The sequence below is a fragment of the Paenibacillus sp. genome (assembly GCF_035645195.1).
Lineage (GTDB): Bacteria > Bacillota > Bacilli > Paenibacillales > YIM-B00363 > Paenibacillus_AE.
This window is the reverse complement of sequence record NZ_DASQNA010000004.1, coordinates 24,555-42,736: the sequence shown is the minus strand read 5'-3', so window position 1 is coordinate 42,736 and position 18,182 is coordinate 24,555. Positions and strand designations below refer to the sequence as shown.

Below are 18,182 nucleotides of genomic sequence, written 5' to 3'. Positions count from 1 at the left end.
TCTCAACCTCCAAAGTGGAAATAGATTCCTTCTACCCTTTCACGGAACCGATCAAGGCACCTTTCGCAAAATGCTTCTGCAGGAACGGGTATACGAGCAGAATCGGCAGCGTCGAGATGACGATGACGGCCATCTTGATGATCTGTCCGGGCGGCACGATATAGTTGGAATCGAAGACGGCGGAGTCGCCGAGCCCCCCGGAGGACAGAATGACGATCTGCCGCAGCCAAACTTGAATCGGCCACTTGTAGTTGTCGTTGATATACAGAATCGCCTGGAAGAACGAGTTCCAGTGGTTAACGGCGTAAAACAATGCGAATGTGGCAATCGCCGGCAGCGAGAGCGGCAGCACGATCTGCCACAGGATGCGAAGGTCGTTGCAGCCGTCGATCTTCGCCGCCTCCTCCAGCCCTTCCGGGAGCTGCTGGAAGAAGTTCTTCAGTACGATCAAGTTGAACGCGCTGATCGCCCCGGGCAGCAGCAGCGACCAGTACGAGTTGATCAGTCCGAGCGATTTCACGACCAAGAACGTAGGAATCATGCCGCCGCTGAAGAGCATCGAGAAGACGACCCCGAGCAGGATGATCCGTCGACCGTCCAGATCCTTCCTCGCGAGCGGATACGCCATTAAGCATGTGAACAGCAGATTGATCGCGGTGCCGGCGACCGTAATGAAGATCGTAACCCCGAGACTGCCTAAGAGCACCTCTGTGGAGAAAATGTATTTATATCCCTCCAACGAAAATTGCGTGGGAAATAATACGATCTTCTTGGTGATGAACTCCTGCGGCGAGGTGAACGAACCCGCGACGACGTACACGAACGGCAGCAGCGTCGCTAATCCGTACAACCCTAAGAACGTGTAGTTAAAAGCGTCAAAGAGCTTGCTTCCGATCGACGTTCTCATACGAACCTCTCCTTTCCCTGCGTATTCGCCGCGCCGCCGTCCTAGAGGATGCCCTCCTCCCCGACCTTCCGCGCGAAATAATTCGCTCCCAGCACCAGCACGAACCCGATCACCGATTTAAACAGGTTGACCGCCGTCGAGTAACTGAAGTCGCCGAGTTGGATGCCTCGTTCGTATACATACGTTTCGAATACTTCGCCGACCTCCCGGTTCATCGGGTTCAGCATGAGGAAGATTTGTTCGAATCCGAGATCCAAGAACGAGCCGAGCCGCAAGATAAGAAGCACGACGATCGTGCTCCGGATCGCCGGAAGGGTGACGTGCACCATCTGCTTCCAACGTCCGGCGCCGTCCATGCGGGCGGCTTCGTACAATTGCGGATCGACCCCGGCCAATGCGGCCAGGAACAGGATCGTGCCCCAACCGGTCTCCTTCCAGATCATTTCCCCGACGACCATCGTCCGGAACCAGCTGTTGCTAAGCAGGAAATTGACTTTCTCGCCGCCGAGCCGAGCGATCAGCTCGTTGACGATGCCCCCTTCGGTCGTAAACAGGATGTATGCGAGACCGACGACGACGACCCAAGAGAGAAAATGAGGAATGTAGATTAAGCTTTGGATCGTTCGTTTGTACGCCTCGCTGCGCAGCTCGTTCAATAGCAGCGCGATGACGATGGGCAGCGGGAAGAAGAACAAGATGTTATATAGCGCTAAAATAAACGTGTTGCGGAACAATAACCAAAACTGAGGCTCGCCGAAGAACGTTCGGAAATGCTCGACGCCGACCCAGTCGCTGCTCCAAAATCCACGAAACGGGGAGAAATCCTGGAACGCGATCAGCACGCCCCACATCGGGACATACTTGAAGATAATGAAGTACAGGACACCGGGCGCCAACATGTAGTACAGCCAGCGGTTTTTGATCATTCGTTTCTTTAAGGAATCCCCTGTGCCCGCGGTCAGCTGTCCTCCCCTTTGGATCGTCGACGTCGTTCTCAATCGCTTCACCTTCCCTTCCGTATGATTACAGCCGCGTTCCGCTGTTACGATGAATCATAGCATTAGGTGTTGTAACCGAATACAATCCGCAGAGAGCCAAAATGTATCCGTTTCCAAAACTCCCGCCGCGCCACACGTCGGTCCCGAGCGATCGCGCTCGATAATCATTAGAGATCCGCCGGATAATCATGAGAAATCCTGCCGGAACGGAACCCTCTATTCTTCTTTAGTCGTCGGCGTCGGGGATCGTAAGGGGACCGAGCGGGAGAACGGCAAGATTCATCGCTGATCCGTATTTCCCTTTCAGCCGCTCAAGGGATTCACTGATGTCGCCGACCGGTGTCAGCATCGGTGATCGTGCTAAGTTTATCATTACGGCATGTGGCGGGCGGATCTGGTCTCAGAACATATGGCGCCAAAGTCGCACGGAGCCCCTTCGTCCGTCGAAGAGCATGGTTTTACCACCAAAATTTTGTCGTTTTACTACGAGTCAATAAAAAAGGAGCCGCCAATGGCTGACTCCTCATCTTTACATCACGAATTGGGCAAAACAAAAGACATTGCGTTCAGACAGACTACTCCTGGGAAAGATGAAATCGACCGAAAGGTCGGAAACTCTAAGATTTAAGGCCGACCAGCTTTTCGATCGCAGGCTTCAGCGCCTGCGCGATCCGCATGAAGCCAAGGTCCGTCGGGTGCTTGCCGTCGACCGTGCATTCTTCTGCGTATTCCTCCCCGAGGAGAGCAGAACCGTCGAGAAAATGAATTTGGGAATCCCCGCCCGCTCGCCTCGACATCACGTATTCGCGTTGAATGCGCCTGCGGGCTTCGGACAATTCGCGCTTGTCCTCGTAGAATAGATCTACGCTATTACGAATTCTGGAGACGACGAGAATCGGAACGTTCGGATGACGCTCCCTAAGCAATTGGACAAAAACGGGAAGACTGCCTGCAATATTTTCGGGCGCTCCCGTATTCCCTTCGTAGTCCAGCACGTAGAGCGCTGGATCTTCGATATCCGCGATAAGCTTGGCGACCTCCGGTTCCCCCTTCCCGCTCCCCGAGAACCCAAGGTTTACGAAAGGGAGCGGAATCATACGGCTAAGAATGTTGGGATACGCCATGCCCGGCCGCGAGGCGCAGCCTCCCTGCGTAACGGAAGTGCCGTAGATGACGATCGGTTTGTCGCAAGCGTACGGCGGAGGTTCCCCGACCGAAGCCGCCTCGTCGACGCCGATCCAAACCTCCTTAACGCCTTGGTATAGCGGGAAATTAATGACGACGTCCATCGTCCGCTTATCTCCCCACTTGTAAAGCTGATCCGAGTATGCCATGCCATCCCTGTGAAATCTAGCCGTCGAGAGGTACCGCAGCGGCTTCCCGGGCTCGGCGACGTAACAGTCGAAGCCGCATTGACCCGCGGCGGTCATATGGTACATGCTCGCCGTTCCCGCCAGGCGCACCTTGATGAGCAGCCGGGAGGAGTCCGTGCGGAACCGGATCTGCCCCCCCGCCGTGCAATCGGCCAACGTGTCGACCGCTCGCGGCAATCTCACGCCGGGGTTGGAGGGCAGTCTGCGATAGATGCCTTCCTTCCCGATCCATGGAAAACCTGCGATACGGAAAGGAGGGGACAGCGGGGACATCCACTTCACGCCGACGTCGTCGACCGTCTCGACCGGTGCGGCAACGAGCGGATCCAATTCGTTTTTGCGTTTTAATTCTCGGCTCATCCTTTCACCGCCCCCATCGTCGCCCCTTCCATGAGCAGTCGCTGGAACAGAATATAGATGAGAATCGACGGCACCATCGTGATCCCGACGCCCGCGAACAGGGTAACCCAGTCGGCCGTAAACTCCATTTGCTTATTGGCCGAGTACATCTGCACCGCGATTGGATATTTATCCGGATCGCTCAAGTAAATGAACGGCCCCATGAAATTGTTGTAATACCCGAGAAACTTGAATACGGCGACCGTCACGATCCCCGGGGTAGACAGCGGAACGATGACGCGCCAGAATTTCTGAAATAATGTAGCGCCGTCCATTATGGCGCTCTCTTCTAATTCTTTCGGCAGGGAACGCATAAACCCGCCGAGCAGCATGAGGTAGAATACACTCTCCCCCAACCCAGAAAGCAAGATCAATCCCGGGATGCTGTTTGTCAGCCCGAGCTCCCTCATCACGACGTACTGCGGGACGAGCGCGTTCACGCCTGGCAAAAACAAGCTCAGCATGATCAGGCTCCAGATCAGTTTTCTGCCTTTGAACTCCATCCGCGTCAGCGCGTATGCATTGATCGTCGTGAAGAAGAGGCTGACGACGAGCGTCCCCCCTACATAATATAAGGTATTCAACAACGATTTCCCGAACCCGTAATCCGTCCAAGCGTCCGCGTAATTTTGCCAATTCAGTTCCTTCGGCAGCGCCCAGATGTTTTGGTAAAACTCGGGGTTTGTTTTGAGCGACTCGTAGAGCACCCAACATAGGGGAAACACGATCGTCAGCGCCCATATATACAACAGCAACCGCCAGAGCGCGTCCAGCCAAGTGTGTTTTTCTTTCAACGCGACCCCTCCTTTTACTATTTAGAACTCAACGCCCTTATTCGGAAAAAGTTTATCCGTGATGAGCTTCGCGCTTACTAAGATCACGAATAAGATCATCCCGACCGCGGATGCATAGCCGTAGTTTCGATACTCGTCGCCGAACGCAAGATTAAACATATACAAGCCGATGACGTCCGTCGAACCGAACGGGCCCCCGTTCGTAAGAATCAAGATGATTTCGAAGCTCTTTAAAGTTCCGACGACCAAGAACAAGATGCCCACGCGGACGACGGGCATCACCAACGGCATCGTAATCCGAAACAATCGGTCCATATGCCCGGCGCCCTCCAGAATCGCCGCTTCGTACAACGATTTGGGGATCGCCAGCATCGCATTCGCGAAAATAATGACGTATAAGCCTACCCCGCTCCATACCCATGCGGGTATTATCGCCGCCAAAGCCGTTCGCTCGTTCCCGAGCCAATAGAAGTTGCCTGTATCTATGCCGAAGAGTCCCAGCAGACCGTTAAGAAGACCGTAGGTGCCGTCGTATATGAATGCCCAGAGCAGGGCGACGACGATGGTGGATAACACGTTCGGGAAGAAAAACAACACTTTCAAAAAACCGTTTTCCCGGTAGGATTTATTCGTAATTAAGTAGGCAAGAATTAACGAGATGAACACGACGAGGAAGGGAACCGTCAGCATAAACCAAAGATTATGCGTTAATGCGCGCCATACGTATTTATCCTGAAACGCCGTAACGAAATTGGACAGTCCGACGAAGGTGGCGTCCGTGAATCCGTCCCAATCCAGCAGCGAGTAATAGACCGATAACAGGTTCGGAAACAACGTAAATACCAAGTACCCGCCGAAGGGCGGCACGATCGCGATCGTTAGAAAAATCCACTTTTGCGTTTTTGCCATATCCAGTCCTATTCTTCTCCCTTGGGAGCGCGTTGCGTTCGCCTCGGCCGGTGCCGCCATCGAGATCAGCCCCCTCTAGATAAAATAAGAGCGGAGAGGATGCCTCCCCGCTCGTCATCCTTACTTGTTTTCGGCCTCCAACGCTTTCTTCAAGAGCTCCTCGGCCTCTTCCAGAATCGGCTTCGGCTCCTGCAAACCTAAGGCGAATCTCACGATATTTTCGTCCAACAGCTTGTTCGCTTGCGCAAGGTTTGGATCCGAGATGCTGACGGAACGACTAGCCTTGTAGGTGTGCGCGTCGTTGTCGCCGATGTATTTCAAGATCGACTGGGCCGAAGTGGACAAGTTCGCCGTCTTGGCAGGATCCTCGATCAAGTCTTTACGCATCGGCAGCGCTCCGGATTTCTCCGCCGCGAATTGCTGATTTTCAAGCGTCAAGGTCCATACAATGAATTCCTTCGCCCACTTCTTGTTCAATTCCGGCTTCGCCGCCCAGATGTAGTTAAAGTTCGAAGTGCCGCTTCGAATCCACAGCTGTTGATCCGCGCTGTCCCGGAACGGTACTGCCATATATCCCCACTGGAAGTCCGCCGGCGTCGCTTCCTTCATCTCGTTCTCGACGTGGCTGCCCGTCGAAACCATCGCCGCTTGTCCTTGAATCACTTGCATCTGCGACTGCGTATGGTTCAAGGCCGGCAAGCCCTCCGCGAAATAGCCGTTCTTGCCCAGTTCGTAAATCCGGTTCCACATTTCAAGCTGTTCCGGACTCGTAAACTCTGGCAGCCCGTAAGTTTTATAACGTCCGATGAACTCGTCCGCGGTTCCGTTCATATCGGCCAATTCGAACATCTTCGCGGGACCGAACGCCCAGGCGTGATAGCTCGGATATAAGCCCGGGAACGTGATCGGGATGACGCCGTCCGCCTTGATTTCCGCCAGAAGCGACTCGAATTCGGTCCAGGTTTTCGGATTTTGATTCCAACCGTTCTCCTCGAATAGCGTTTTATTGAAGAACAAGCCGCCGAAGCTGCTCGCCGTCGTGAATTCATACATCTTCCCGTCGATCAAAGGAGTGGATTCGTACATCCCCGGCAGCATTCGGTCTCTTACCTTCTCGCCCGGAACGTCCGGCAGCGGATAATCCCAGAGATCGCCCATCTCCTCGAGTTTGCCCGCTTCCGCAAGCGACACTACGCCGCCCGGAGGAGCGGTGTTGAAGAGGTCGAACATATCTTCGTCGTCTCCTGCGGAAATTTTCGTAGAGAGGAGGTTTTTCAGGTCCGGGGAAGCCGTAATGTCGAAAGTTACGTTCGGATATTTCTCCGTGAAAGATTCGACGGCATGATCGAACCAATCGCGCCCGTAGCCGCCTACGAAGAAGCCGACTTTCAAGGTTACCTTCTCGTCCTTAGGCAACCCGTTTTCATATACCTCCGGCTGCGCTGCGGCTTCCGGGGAACCTGTGTTGGTCGGTTCTTCGGAAGGTGTTTGCTTGGACCCTTCCCCTGTAGTACCGCCGCCGCATGCGGCGAGCACGCCCATAGCCGCAACCAAACTGACGGCTAGCACGTTCCGAAACCCGATCTTGTTCATGTAAGCCAAAACGATTCGACCTCCAATTAATAAATTCAATTGATTTTATAACAACGTAAGTGTACCCCACTTTTGTTATGGGCTTGTCATGGTTGGATGAAGGTTTTGTAAAGGACGCGTCCTTCATCGCAGCTTCTCGATCCAGGGAAGAGAGAGACGGAACGCCCGAATTTCTTCGAAGGTCAGCCTCCACTGCTTGAATAGGATGCTTTGCAAACTGCGATCGGCATAAACCCCGGCGCTCACGTTCAGCTTGTCCGCAATGTATTTCATCCTCCGAAGGTGGAATGAGTTGGATACGATCACGCATGAAGCCAGGTTCGCTTGTCGAAGGAGGGTGCGGCAATACGCGATGTTTTGCACAGTATTGCGAGATTGCGCTTCCGACACGATTTTGTTCGGCGGTACGCCTTGCTGGATCAGATACTCCCGCATGATCTCCGCCTCGCTCCTCTCGCAGCCTACGGCGCCGCCGGATACGATGATGCATCGGTAGCGGTGCTGCCCGAACAGTCGCACTGCGGTGTCCAAGCGCTCCTGGAGCAGAGCTCCGATTTCCCCGTTTTCCGTACGTTGGCCCAACACGATGAGCGCATCGCAGGAGCCCCTCTCCCTTCTTATCGAATGCATCCAACCAAAATACGCCGCGGCAACGAGTAACAATCCAATGATCAAGTTCAACAACCAATTGAAGAACCACATTTCCGCTCACATTCCTTTGATGTATTTTGATATATTGCATAAGAGATCAACGGTTACTGCCAGCCTCTGAAGAAAACTAGGTATATTTTTTAATCAATTCGATATATTAATAGGAAATATTCGATCTCGTTATGGAATCTCCTTCACGCCGATATGTTATTTGATTGTAAAGCTGTCATGAGAGGCCGGTTCTCGGACAATGCTTCTCTCAGGTGAGCTATTAGTCTCGTTTACAATATATTCATTCCTGAAGCAAGCCAACTTCTTCCCAATTCCTTGGATATTCCTTATAATTAATAAATCAAACTTGTTTATTATTCGGAAAAGTTGACTATACTCCAACGGAACAGCGGGGTCACCGCCTTGCCAGCTCAAAAAGACACGAGCCACAAGCTTCTTAAAACGATCAATCAACAGAAGGTTCTTCAATTGATTTATACGTGCGGTGCCATCTCACGCGTCGAGTTGGCGCAGAAGACGGGCTTGAGTCAACAGACCGTCACCAATATCGTCAACAGACTGCTAGAGGAAGGCGTCGTCTCCGAGGGGGAGCATCTGCCCCAGGAAGCGGGAAGCGGCAGGAAACGCGTTCAACTTTCCGTGAACGCCAAGGACTTCTACGTCATCGGCATCGAACTCGCGGGCAAATACATTCGTGGCTCGTTGTGCGATTTCCGCCCCGAAATTCTTTGTAGCACGGAACGTCGCACTGAGAAATACCGCGGCCCGGATCACCTGCTTCAACTGCTTAGCGAGGTTGTCGAAGAACTGCTGCAGCAAGCGCCTGACATATCCCGGACGAGAGGAATCGGGATCAGCGTGCAGGGACTGGCGGATTCCCGAGAAGGCGTGTTGCTCCGTACGCCCGGGATCGGGTTCGAAAGAATCCCCGTCAAGGCGACGCTAGAGAAGATGTTCGGTATGCCAGTTTATCTAGAAAACGATGCGAATTTGCTCGCGCTTAACGAGAATATGTACGGTTCTCTCTTCGATTCCGCAGAAAACATTACGTTGAAATTCGATTACGGCATCGGCGGCGCGATCGTATCAGGGAAGCGGCTCATCACCGGTTCGTCGTTCGTAGCCGGCGAATTCGGTCATGTGAAAGCGTTCACCGGACGGGACGCCCACCCTTGTTTATGCGGCGGATCAGGCTGCCTAACGACGCTGCTTTCGATCAGCGGACTCCGGGTAACGACGGGTCACACATTGGACAGCTTTGCTCTCGCTTACCGCAATGGGGACGGGGAGATTGTGCGTATGTACGCTGCAATGGTCGATGCTCTCGCCATGGCGCTCAGCAATTTGGTAACGTTCTTTAACCCGGACCGCGTGCTGCTGACCGGGCGCGTACTTACCGCGATTCAAGAGGACATCCTCTCCATCCTTACGAGGAAGGTGAAGAACAACACCCCGCTGACTAGCCGCGGCGTCGAGTTGATCCATCTGGATCAGATGCCCGACGAGACGTTATTGGCTGCCAGGCTCGTGCTCAAGCACGTGTTCGACGTGCCGCTGGAAGTCTTAGGGATTTAACTTACGGATAAGCGAGGGGGGACGCAGGTTATCGTCGCATCGTTCCTACATTTTCAATGAGAAAGTGGTTAAACACGTGCGAGCGTCGTCTTACCGTAAAACAAAATGAACTCCTGAGTTCCATTGGAACAAAGGAGTTCGTCTGCAATTAATGTCGCTGTAAAGGCCGGCTTGACATGTCGTAGCTGTCCGCTTCTCTGTTGTCAGTCCATAAGCTGTCCGCCGTTTACTTCGATAATTTCACCTGTGATGTAGTCGGCGAGAGGGGACGCGAGAAACAGCGCCGCGCCAACTGCCTCTTCCGGCGTGCCTTCTCGGCCCATCGGGATCGTCGCCAGCGATTTAGCCCGAATCTCTTCAGGGGTGAAACGATCATGGAACGGCGTAGCGATGACGCCAGGCGAAATGGCATTCACTGTAATGCCGAATACGACCAAATCTTTGGCCAAGCCCCGGGTCATCGTGCTGACGCCGCCCTTCGACGCGGCATAAGCGATGGAGCCGAAGCCGCCGCCGTTTCGTGCCGCGATCGAGGTGACGTTGATGATCCGCCCCTTTTCCGACTTCTTAATTAGCGGCAGCGCGGCTTTCGTCACCAAAAACACCGACTTGAAGTTGACGTCCATGACCTCGTCCCAGAGCTCTTCTTCCAACTGCTCGAATCGCACTCTTTGAATCAAGGCCCCGGCGTTATTCATGAGCACGTCCAAACGGTCGAAACGTTCCCCGATCTCCTGTACCATCCGGGCGACTTGGTCCCTTTTTCCGACATGACCGGTGACCACCATCGCCTGACGGCCCATGGCTTGGATTTCCGCTGCAGTCGCTTTCGCCTGCTCGACGCTGCTGTTTCCGTGTACGATGACATCCGCTCCGTGCTTCGCGAAAGCGAGGGCGGCCGCTCTGCCGATCCCCGTACTGCTTCCCGTTACCCAGACGACTTTCCCTTCGAAAGTAAACATGGACAAACCCCTTTCCCGTATTTGGCGGGCAGCGAATACATTCCGCCTGGTCTTAAAGCGAAACGCCGAGATACCCACGCGTTAATTGGAAATCGACGTTCCCCTGCAAATAAAGTCGCGGAGAATAGCTGCGCTCGATCACTTTCTTGCAGCACTCTAAGATCTGTTCGGTCCAATCGTTCGGGTTCCCTGTCAGGGCAACATCCAATTCATTGGCGTACCTTGCTTGAACTGCAGGATCGGAAGCTGCTTGCAGCATGGGAACGAATGGGTGCGTCTGCATCGTCCGTTGATTGACCAAAGCAATGATTAACTGTACGCCTGTGGCCGCGATCCCCGTGACCGTCTCCACCCAGTGCTCCGTCGGGGTCTCCATGACGTGAAAACCGCTGCGGCGGGCAGACTCACCGTAGCACAGCGACGGCGAAACATGAGACGAGGTCAGTACATTCTCCGTATAAGCCTTCGTTGCAAGCAACCCGCTGTTTTCGGGAATGACGACCGTACCGCCGGCGCCGACGATCGCTCTCGTCAATTTCGCCAGCTGTTCGCCGGCAGCATCGTCAATGGATCCGTCACTTAGGATCCCTATGCGTAATGCCTCCAGTCCTGCAATTTCCTTCGTGGCCGCAGGAGTTTCAGACAATCGATCGGCAAACCATCTCTCCACTTTCTGCACGACCTTCTCGATTCCGCCGTCCAGTTGAATGCTGGCAAAGCCGAGACGGTTGTGGTCGATCCCGAGCTCCTCCATCTCATGCCGCATGTAGTCGTTATGCGTCTTCTCGCAGCCATGCTCCAGCAGGAGACAATACTTCACCGACGGGTGGGTGATATAACCGATCATGGTCCTGGAAAAAATCCGCTGCTCTTGTCGGCCATCCGAAATTCCGCATCCTTCCGTATGAGCCAACGCCACAAAACGCGAAAGATCGGGCTGTCCAAGACCTTGATGGTTCAGCCGCCGCGCAATCATATTCGCCACCTGACCGGAGCAAAGACTGGTGGGAAGAATGAGGCCGATTTGATCGGTTGCCAATCGGTTTTGATCCCGGATACATGCGAAGCGAGCGTTGACAGTAGCCTCTGCTGTATCCTTACGAATTGGAATCGGCTCCCCCGTTGGTTGGGGAGCGTTAAGCAGCAAATCCAGCCGGCTTCCATCGTTTTGCCGCCAGTTGCGCCAAATCTGCACCTGAGCATGGCCCGCCTTCTCGCCGACGCTGCGCTGGCCGGAGGCGATTTGCAACGTCAATTCGAAGGCTTGCTTGCCCAGCTCATCCATAGAGATCCCGTCTAGATATTGGCCGGCATTAATGTCCATATCCTTTTCCAACAGTTGATATCTTTGCGTCGTCGTCACGACTTTAATGGTCGGCACGTACGGAAAGTTGGTGATCGAGCCGTTGCCCGTTGCGAAGTAAATCAAGTTACACCCAGCAGCCACCTGGCCGGCAATGCTTTCCAGGTCGTTCCCCGGGCTGTCCATGAAATAAAAACCAGGCTCCTTCATGAGCTCCCCGTATTGAATCGCATAATCAAGGCGTGTGGCCGGATCCTTCTTCATGGCGGCGCCGATAGATTTTAAATAAATGTTATAAAGACCGCGGTATTTATTGCCGCCGGACGGGTTCCCTTCCGCGTTGGCGCCGTGCCAAGCCGCGCGCGTTTTGAATTGTTCGACGAGATTCAGAAATTTCCGGGCGGTCTCCATGTCACGGACCTTCTTAAGGATATAGGGCTCGGCGCCGATCAATTCGTCGGTTTCCGCCAAATTCGCGGCCCCGCCGTACCGAACAAGCTCCTGCACGACCCAGCCGAGCAGCGGATTCGCGGAAATGCCGGAGAAAGCGTCCGAGCCTCCGCATTGCAGACCGATCTTAAGATGGGCCAGGGATTCCGGCGTCCGTTCAAAGCTGTTGACGATCGGCAGCCACTCTCTAACGATTTCTTCACCTCTGGCCAGATTCGTCATAAACCCGTCTTGGATCGATAGGAAACGGTGCAGCACCTCGTCGACCGGATAATGGTGCTCGCGCATATAAGCTTCTAGCATTTGGTTGGTCACAGGCTCGGCGCCATGATCTGCAATCAGAACTGCACCTACATTCGGATTCACAATGAATCCGGCTAACGTGCGCAGCAACAGCTCCAGATTGTTCGGCTGCTCGGTCCCGCCCTCGGTATGAGCTACGGGGACGATCCCGTCTATTTTCGGAAAATGCGCCAACTCTCCCTGCAGCCGGGCGGCCAGCTGCTTAACAAAGCTGCCCGTAACGGAGGATGTGCCAAGCAAGACGATCATGTTGCGTGTGCCGACTCCGCGTGACGGACTTCGCCGGTAGCCTTGGAAGGTGCGGGTTTCCGGATATACTGGCGTCGCCGGGGCCGGTTGAAAGTTTGCCTCGTCCAAAACGAAAGGCGGAACCTCATCGTCAAAGTTGGGCGCCGCCGGCAGAGAAAAATCTAGTTGTCGAACTTTAAGCGCTTCCAAAACCATGTGATTGATTACATAATTGCCGGGCTGAATCGGCCGGATCGCCGTACCGAAGGGCAGCTCCCATGAAAGCAAAGGTTCGCCCGGAGCGATCGCCTTCACCGCAAATCGATGCCCCTCCATGACGGTATAATCTAAAGTAAGAACTTGATCCTGATAATGAATGACCGTTCCGGCGTCCATCCGGCGGACGGCGACGGCGACGTTGTCCCCCGGCAAGGGGAGTCGGCCTACCTCGTCAAAGTCAAAAGACGCAGGCATCTATGTACGCATCTCCTTTAATGAAATGGCTACACCTATTGTATCATAAGAAATACCAAGATCCCCTTTATTTATTGCAGGAACTTGCGATCAATTTTCCGCCCTTCTCGAACATCCGGGTGAACGCGATAGCTGTATGTTTCCGTCATTTTCGATACCCTACATCCCAAAGCGATTTCCTCCGGAGGCTTGTTCTTGCAAGATAATCCGGATGCAAATATACCTCTTGCGATAGTTCATCCATTGATATTTCTTTGGAGATATGATTCTCAATATATTGTGACCCTCCCAATACATCAAGAAAAAAACGAAGGCGCCCGATATAGGCTGCCTTCGCGATTATTTCACCTGTCTATCGATAGGGGAGCATATCAGTTCAAGACTGCCCCGCAATCAACAATACATTTACAGAATGCGGTTGGATCAAAAGTTCGATGCTGTTCCGATCCGCAACGACCAATGTCTCCTTCGTAACTTTGACATCATCGGGACGATCGATGTCGTTGTAAGCGTCCTTAGTAGGCCCGTTCAACGTATGCAAGGCGGCGGTCAACGCTCCGGACGTCCCGAGCCCCGCAAAGGACAACTCGATCGGCACGGCCGCCTCCGGATTGCGGTTCACGATCGATACCGCGAGTTCCCCGGTGTCGGATTTACGCGTGGCAACGACATCCAGCGAAGGAACGTGCACAGTCACGCCATCCCGATTTTGCGCCTCGAAGGAGGAGTCGGATCGCTCGTTCCAGCAGTCGATGACTTCATCCCCCATCAGGTTCACATACAGGTCGAATACGAAGTATGTCGAACGCAGAACGATACCGTCCTTATGCGCAAATACCGCGCCACGCGTATTGACCGTAGGAGCGAAGTTGGCCATGCCGACGACGTCGCTGTGGCGGAGGCATTGGTTCAAGAAGCATGCGCTGAAAACGGCGTCCGCCATCGTATAACTGGAGTTGACGTCATTCAAATTTCTCGGCGTTACGTAATCCTCGGTGGCCGAATTGACGTGGGGATGGTGCCAACCACGCAAATTCCATTCATCGAAGGCGATTCGGATTTTTCCCAAATAGCCGAACGCCCCGAGGATATGTTTCACAACTAAGATATCCCGTTCGATTTCCAACGTATAAGTCATGCACTTCTCGTAAGGAGAGAGGTTATTGTTTTGCCAGAGCCAATCCCAATAGCCGTGGATGGAGATCCAATCTAGGAACGGACCGGCTTGGCGGAGCAGTGTCGCGTTCCAGTCGATATCCTTGACGCTGGCGGCGAGCACCTGGATTGAAGGGTCGACCCGCTTCATCATTTTCGCGGATTCACGGACGAAGTAGCCCCACTCCGCCGCCGTCTTCGCCCCCATCTCGCCGGGAAGATAATTTTCATTGCCGATGCTCCAATATTTGACCCTGTGCGGTTCGGGATGACCGTTCGCAATGCGGCGCTTCGCGTATTTTCCTTCGGAAGGCAGATTGCAGTACTCGACCCAGTCGCTCATCTCCTCGGGCGTGCCGGTGCCGGCGTTCGTGCAAATATAGGGCTCCGTGTCCAAGCTCCGGCACAATCGGATGAACTCATCCGTGCCGAACGCATTTGAATCCTCCACGCGCCAAGCCTTGTCAAAGCTCGGCTGCCTATCCGGTCCGACCCCGTCCTGCCAGTGGTAAGCGGAAACGAAGCAGCCGCCCGGCCAACGCAATACCGGGGGCCGGATACGCCGAAGCGCGTCGACGACGTCTTTACGTATCCCATATTCGTCAGCGAACGATGAGGACGGATCGAACACCCCGCCGTAAATTTGGTTGTGGAAATGCTCCAAGAAATGTCCGTAAATGTTAAAGTCCCGAACGGACAACACGCGTTTCGAGTTGATCGCGAACTTTTCCATGGAAATCGTCCCTTTCATCAGTTCCATTTTATTGGCTGTCGTTCTTTCTCGCGATTCGATACTCCTTCGGGCTGCAGCCCGTATATTTTTTAAACACGTTACTAAAATGGCTTTCCTCTTGGAAGCCGAGGCTCGTGGCGATTTGGACCATTTTCATGTCGGTATTTTCTAGCAATGCCTGCGCCCGCTCGATGCGGACCTTCGTGACGTAGCCCCAGAAGTTTTCGCCGATCTCCGACTTGAACATTCGACTGATTACGAATTTGTTCATGTGAAATTTTTCTGAAAGCGCCTCTAGATTGAGCACATCGCCCGGGTTGTTATCGATGTACTTTTTAATTAGCTGGATCATCTCCGAGGAGCTCGGCGTTCGACCTGGAAAGAGGGAGAGCAAGCTTTCCTTGAATCGGCGCTTCGTTTCCTTCAGGCTCGTTCCCGGGTCGTTCCATGCGGTTCGAGGGCCATGCCCCCTGCCGGCGCAGGCGACGCTAGCCATCTCGTACAGCCATTCCTCGCACCAGGCGCGAACGCGGCTCGGTTTCGCCTTATGCGAGAGGAGGGACGCGAACATTTCGTCGATCATATTTTTCACGACCGCCTCCGAATATCGCTGCTCGAGCGCATCGAACAGCCGCCGTTTCCACCTTAGCGCAAAGTCCGGGTCATCCTCTCTCGCGAAATATAACGGATCGTGGAAGAAAACACCGCTTCCTTCGTAATACCCCCGCAAGTAAGCGTCGTTCGACTGCTGCAGGGATTCCCCGACGCCCGGCGCATCGAATGCGCTCCATCCGATCGTAAGCCGTTCTTGCTCCCCCGCCTCCGGAGCGAGTTCCTCGCGAAGGCGCGTCCCCAGTCGAAGCAGGACTTCCTTCGATCGCATCTCCGCGTCGAATACGATGAAACACTGCGAATCGTCGACGGGAAAGACGAGGAGGCGGTCCCGCAGTTCTCTGTAAGCCGGGCAATCTTGGAGTCGCTTCGCAAGCCCTGTCACTCCGCCGATCAGCGCCGTTGCGTGATGACGGAACCGCAGAATGCGCAGTGATTTCTTGATTTCGTCCTCCACCTGTTCGACAAGGAACGTTCTTTCCGGGAGAAGGGCGGGAATTTTTTGTTTCAGATTCGTACGCGCCTTTTGTTTAACGAGGTCGACCATGCTTTGTAACGCTTCCACCAACTGATTCGGATCGATCGGTTTTAATAAATACTGCTTAGCCCCGTATTTCATCGCTTCCCGTGCGTACTGAAATTTGTCGTATGCGCTTAAAATTACGGTGTGCGGCGCGACGGTCTGGCCATGCGTCGTCTCCAACACCTCAATCCCTGTGCGGTAAGGCATCTCGATGTCCAAAATCAGCAAATCCGGATGTCCCTCCCGGACGCGGCGGATCGTCTCCTCCCCGTCGTAAGCGTGTTCGATCGCTTCGATACCGAGCTTTCCCCAATCGAAAGATTTCGTTATGAAAGTATGAATCGAAACAGAGTCGTCGGCGATCAACAGTTTCATCGTAGAAGCGCCCCCTCATGGTATGGCACGAAAATGAAAACCGAAGTATATCCGTCGGGTTTGGACCGAACGAAACATCTCGCTTCACTTCCGTAACATAGCTTCAACCGGCTGACGGCGTTGTTCATGCCAATCTGATCGGACGGTTCGGCTTTTGCCAATCGCTCGTTTAATGTCCTTAGCTCCGCGGGAGGGATGCCCCTGCCATTGTCCCGAATGCGGATTAGTACGCCTTCTGCCGTACGTACGGCCCTTAGCTTAATTTCGGCTCCTTCCGCTTGGGGAGGAAAGCCGTGTTTCAAACAATTCTCGACGAACGGCTGAAGCGTCAGTTTCGGAAGAGGAACCTGATCTAGCTCCTCCGGAAGCCGAATGCGGAACGAGAGTTGGTGGATGAGTTTCGCGGAGGCAATCCGAATATAATCTTGCAGATAATCTGCTTCCTCCCGCAGCGTCGCCATGCCCTGATCGGTGTTCATGGAATAGCGCAGAAGCTTGCTTAGCGAGAGTACGATGTTGGACGATTCATGCTTATCGCCGAACATGATCTCGGTTTGGAGCATCTGCAACGTATTGAACATGAAGTGCGGGTTGATTTGCGATTGAAGCACCTGCAGCGTCGTGTTCTTCAATGCCAGTTCCGATGCGTAATTTTGAACGACCAGAACGTCGATTCGCTTCAGCAGGCTTTTGAATTTATCCTGGATCCGGTTCAACTCCCAATATGGGATCGAAACTGTTTTGAACGTTAATGTCTGCGTCTCGATTTGATCGATCGCCTTCAGCAACCGATGTACCGGCTGCCATATGCGGAGGGCGATTAACAACGACAGGAGCAGCAGAATGACCGTGCTTGCCAAGATCATTTTGTACAAATGCGACTTTAGATGGACCGACGGTCCGAGAATCTCCGACATCGGAAGGCTCAGCAGCATATACCAGTCGAAGAAGGAGGATTGCTGATAGATAAACAAGTGTTCCACGCCCTCGACGCTTGCCGTGAAGTGACCGTTCCGGCCTTCCCGGATGTTAGACAACACAGCCGGATCCGTCCCTCTCCCCAGCATGTTGAGGTCGTGATGGACGACAATGGCGCCTTCCTGATCGATCACGAACACGACTTGGTCCCGATCGTATAACTTCATGCTCATCATATCGAACAAGTTCTTCAAATCGAAGTTACAGATGACGGAACCTAACACGTTGCCGTCGGGATCGTACACATGATAGGCCATACCGATCGTCTTTAGCCCTGCTTTGGATTTGTAATTGTCGTTGTAAAAATCTTGGTCGTACTGCCCCAGGCTGATGATCCCCCTTGGGGCGTCTGCGAACGAGGTTTTTACCCAGGACTGCTCAAGGAATGGATAGTCCCATTTCAAAGAAAACCGATTATCCAAATTGTTGACGTACCCGTTCTTCCCGAGAATGAGAATATCGCTGATCATCGGCTTATAAATATTAATGCTCGACGCGATATCGGCGATGCTCCGATCCAGATACAGCTGCCTTGCCGGCGACGGCGAACGGATCGTCATCGCTTCGATGACGGCCGGGTCGAGCGCAAGCTTAATGAGCGGCTGCTGCGCTTCCCGGAACGTGACCTCCATGATTTTGGACATCTGTTCCATCGTCCTGTTTGCGGAATCGAAGATTTGTTTCGTCAGCTGGCTTGTCGAATCCCGAACGACGACGAACCCAAGCGTCGTGAAGAGGAATAAGCTGCACAACAAATAGCTATAAAAGATCGTTCGGATAATTGAGGGTTGATACAGCAGCAGGTTCAGAACGATCTTAAATCCCTTCATGCCGCGGCTCCTTCCTTTCAACGAACGATTCGCGCCGTCCCCCGG

The 18,182-nt window shown here is 53.6% G+C and carries 13 protein-coding genes; 1 reads left to right on the top strand and 12 read right to left on the bottom strand.

What is annotated here, in order from left to right:
• Nucleotides 1-31: 31 nt before the first annotated feature.
• The 7 genes from VE009_RS00525 to VE009_RS00495 form a co-directional block, all read right to left on the bottom strand.
• On the bottom strand, nucleotides 32-907 hold the full coding sequence (locus VE009_RS00525; protein WP_325005422.1) for a carbohydrate ABC transporter permease: 876 nt from the start codon (nucleotides 905-907) through the stop codon (nucleotides 32-34).
• 41 nt (nucleotides 908-948) lie between these two features.
• The gene (locus VE009_RS00520) at nucleotides 949-1,869 is read right to left on the bottom strand and encodes an ABC transporter permease (protein ID WP_414694750.1); all 921 of its coding nucleotides are present in this window, start codon (nucleotides 1,867-1,869) and stop codon (nucleotides 949-951) included.
• A gap of 653 nt (nucleotides 1,870-2,522) precedes the next feature.
• Nucleotides 2,523-3,638 carry an SGNH/GDSL hydrolase family protein gene (locus VE009_RS00515; protein ID WP_325005421.1) on the bottom strand — a complete coding sequence of 372 codons (1,116 nt, stop codon included), beginning with the start codon at nucleotides 3,636-3,638 and terminating at the stop codon, nucleotides 2,523-2,525.
• Nucleotides 3,635-4,471 (bottom strand): carbohydrate ABC transporter permease, encoded by an 837-nt coding sequence (locus VE009_RS00510; RefSeq protein ID WP_325005420.1) that lies wholly within the window; start codon nucleotides 4,469-4,471, stop codon nucleotides 3,635-3,637. Before VE009_RS00510 ends, VE009_RS00515 begins: the two co-directional genes overlap by 4 nt.
• Before the next feature lie 21 nt (nucleotides 4,472-4,492).
• A complete protein-coding gene (locus tag VE009_RS00505; RefSeq protein WP_325005419.1) occupies nucleotides 4,493-5,380 on the bottom strand; it encodes a sugar ABC transporter permease in 888 nt (295 codons plus the stop codon).
• 120 nt (nucleotides 5,381-5,500) lie between these two features.
• Nucleotides 5,501-6,973 carry an ABC transporter substrate-binding protein gene (locus VE009_RS00500; RefSeq protein WP_325005448.1) on the bottom strand — a complete coding sequence of 491 codons (1,473 nt, stop codon included), beginning with the start codon at nucleotides 6,971-6,973 and terminating at the stop codon, nucleotides 5,501-5,503.
• A gap of 123 nt (nucleotides 6,974-7,096) precedes the next feature.
• Nucleotides 7,097-7,558 carry a YdcF family protein gene (locus VE009_RS00495; RefSeq protein ID WP_325005418.1) on the bottom strand — a complete coding sequence of 154 codons (462 nt, stop codon included), beginning with the start codon at nucleotides 7,556-7,558 and terminating at the stop codon, nucleotides 7,097-7,099.
• 480 nt (nucleotides 7,559-8,038) lie between these two features.
• Here VE009_RS00495 and VE009_RS00490 point away from each other — a divergent pair, with 480 nt between their 5' ends.
• Nucleotides 8,039-9,211 (top strand): ROK family transcriptional regulator, encoded by a 1,173-nt coding sequence (locus tag VE009_RS00490; protein WP_325005417.1) that lies wholly within the window; start codon nucleotides 8,039-8,041, stop codon nucleotides 9,209-9,211.
• A gap of 203 nt (nucleotides 9,212-9,414) precedes the next feature.
• Here the strand turns inward: VE009_RS00490 and VE009_RS00485 are convergent, their stop codons facing one another.
• From VE009_RS00485 to VE009_RS00465, 5 genes are all read right to left on the bottom strand, one after another.
• Nucleotides 9,415-10,173, bottom strand: coding sequence for a 3-oxoacyl-ACP reductase family protein (locus tag VE009_RS00485; RefSeq protein ID WP_325005416.1), 759 nt, complete (start codon nucleotides 10,171-10,173; stop codon nucleotides 9,415-9,417).
• Between the two features lie 52 nt (nucleotides 10,174-10,225).
• The gene (locus VE009_RS00480) at nucleotides 10,226-12,931 is read right to left on the bottom strand and encodes a UxaA family hydrolase (RefSeq protein ID WP_325005415.1); all 2,706 of its coding nucleotides are present in this window, start codon (nucleotides 12,929-12,931) and stop codon (nucleotides 10,226-10,228) included.
• 376 nt (nucleotides 12,932-13,307) lie between these two features.
• Nucleotides 13,308-14,846 carry an alpha-L-arabinofuranosidase C-terminal domain-containing protein gene (locus VE009_RS00475; protein WP_325005414.1) on the bottom strand — a complete coding sequence of 513 codons (1,539 nt, stop codon included), beginning with the start codon at nucleotides 14,844-14,846 and terminating at the stop codon, nucleotides 13,308-13,310.
• A gap of 1 nt (nucleotide 14,847) precedes the next feature.
• Nucleotides 14,848-16,329, bottom strand: coding sequence for a response regulator transcription factor (locus VE009_RS00470; protein ID WP_325005413.1), 1,482 nt, complete (start codon nucleotides 16,327-16,329; stop codon nucleotides 14,848-14,850).
• Complete coding sequence (locus VE009_RS00465) at nucleotides 16,326-18,137, bottom strand: sensor histidine kinase (protein WP_325005412.1); 1,812 nt, start codon at nucleotides 18,135-18,137, stop codon at nucleotides 16,326-16,328. Before VE009_RS00465 ends, VE009_RS00470 begins: the two co-directional genes overlap by 4 nt.
• Between the last annotated feature and the right edge of the window lie 45 nt (nucleotides 18,138-18,182).

Bases quoted from the DNA above. Each gene is read 5' to 3' on its own strand.
- VE009_RS00480 (WP_325005415.1), bottom strand. From the start codon at position 12,931: ATGCCTGCGTCTTTTGACTTTGACGAGGTAGGCCGACTCCCCTTGCCG.
- VE009_RS00505 (WP_325005419.1), bottom strand. From the start codon at position 5,380: ATGGCAAAAACGCAAAAGTGGATTTTTCTAACGATCGCGATCGTGCCG.
- VE009_RS00500 (WP_325005448.1), bottom strand. From the start codon at position 6,973: ATGAACAAGATCGGGTTTCGGAACGTGCTAGCCGTCAGTTTGGTTGCG.
- VE009_RS00525 (WP_325005422.1), bottom strand. From the start codon at position 907: ATGAGAACGTCGATCGGAAGCAAGCTCTTTGACGCTTTTAACTACACG.
- VE009_RS00475 (WP_325005414.1), bottom strand. From the start codon at position 14,846: ATGGAACTGATGAAAGGGACGATTTCCATGGAAAAGTTCGCGATCAAC.
- VE009_RS00515 (WP_325005421.1), bottom strand. From the start codon at position 3,638: ATGAGCCGAGAATTAAAACGCAAAAACGAATTGGATCCGCTCGTTGCC.
- VE009_RS00465 (WP_325005412.1), bottom strand. From the start codon at position 18,137: ATGAAGGGATTTAAGATCGTTCTGAACCTGCTGCTGTATCAACCCTCA.
- VE009_RS00485 (WP_325005416.1), bottom strand. From the start codon at position 10,173: ATGTTTACTTTCGAAGGGAAAGTCGTCTGGGTAACGGGAAGCAGTACG.
- VE009_RS00470 (WP_325005413.1), bottom strand. From the start codon at position 16,329: ATGAAACTGTTGATCGCCGACGACTCTGTTTCGATTCATACTTTCATA.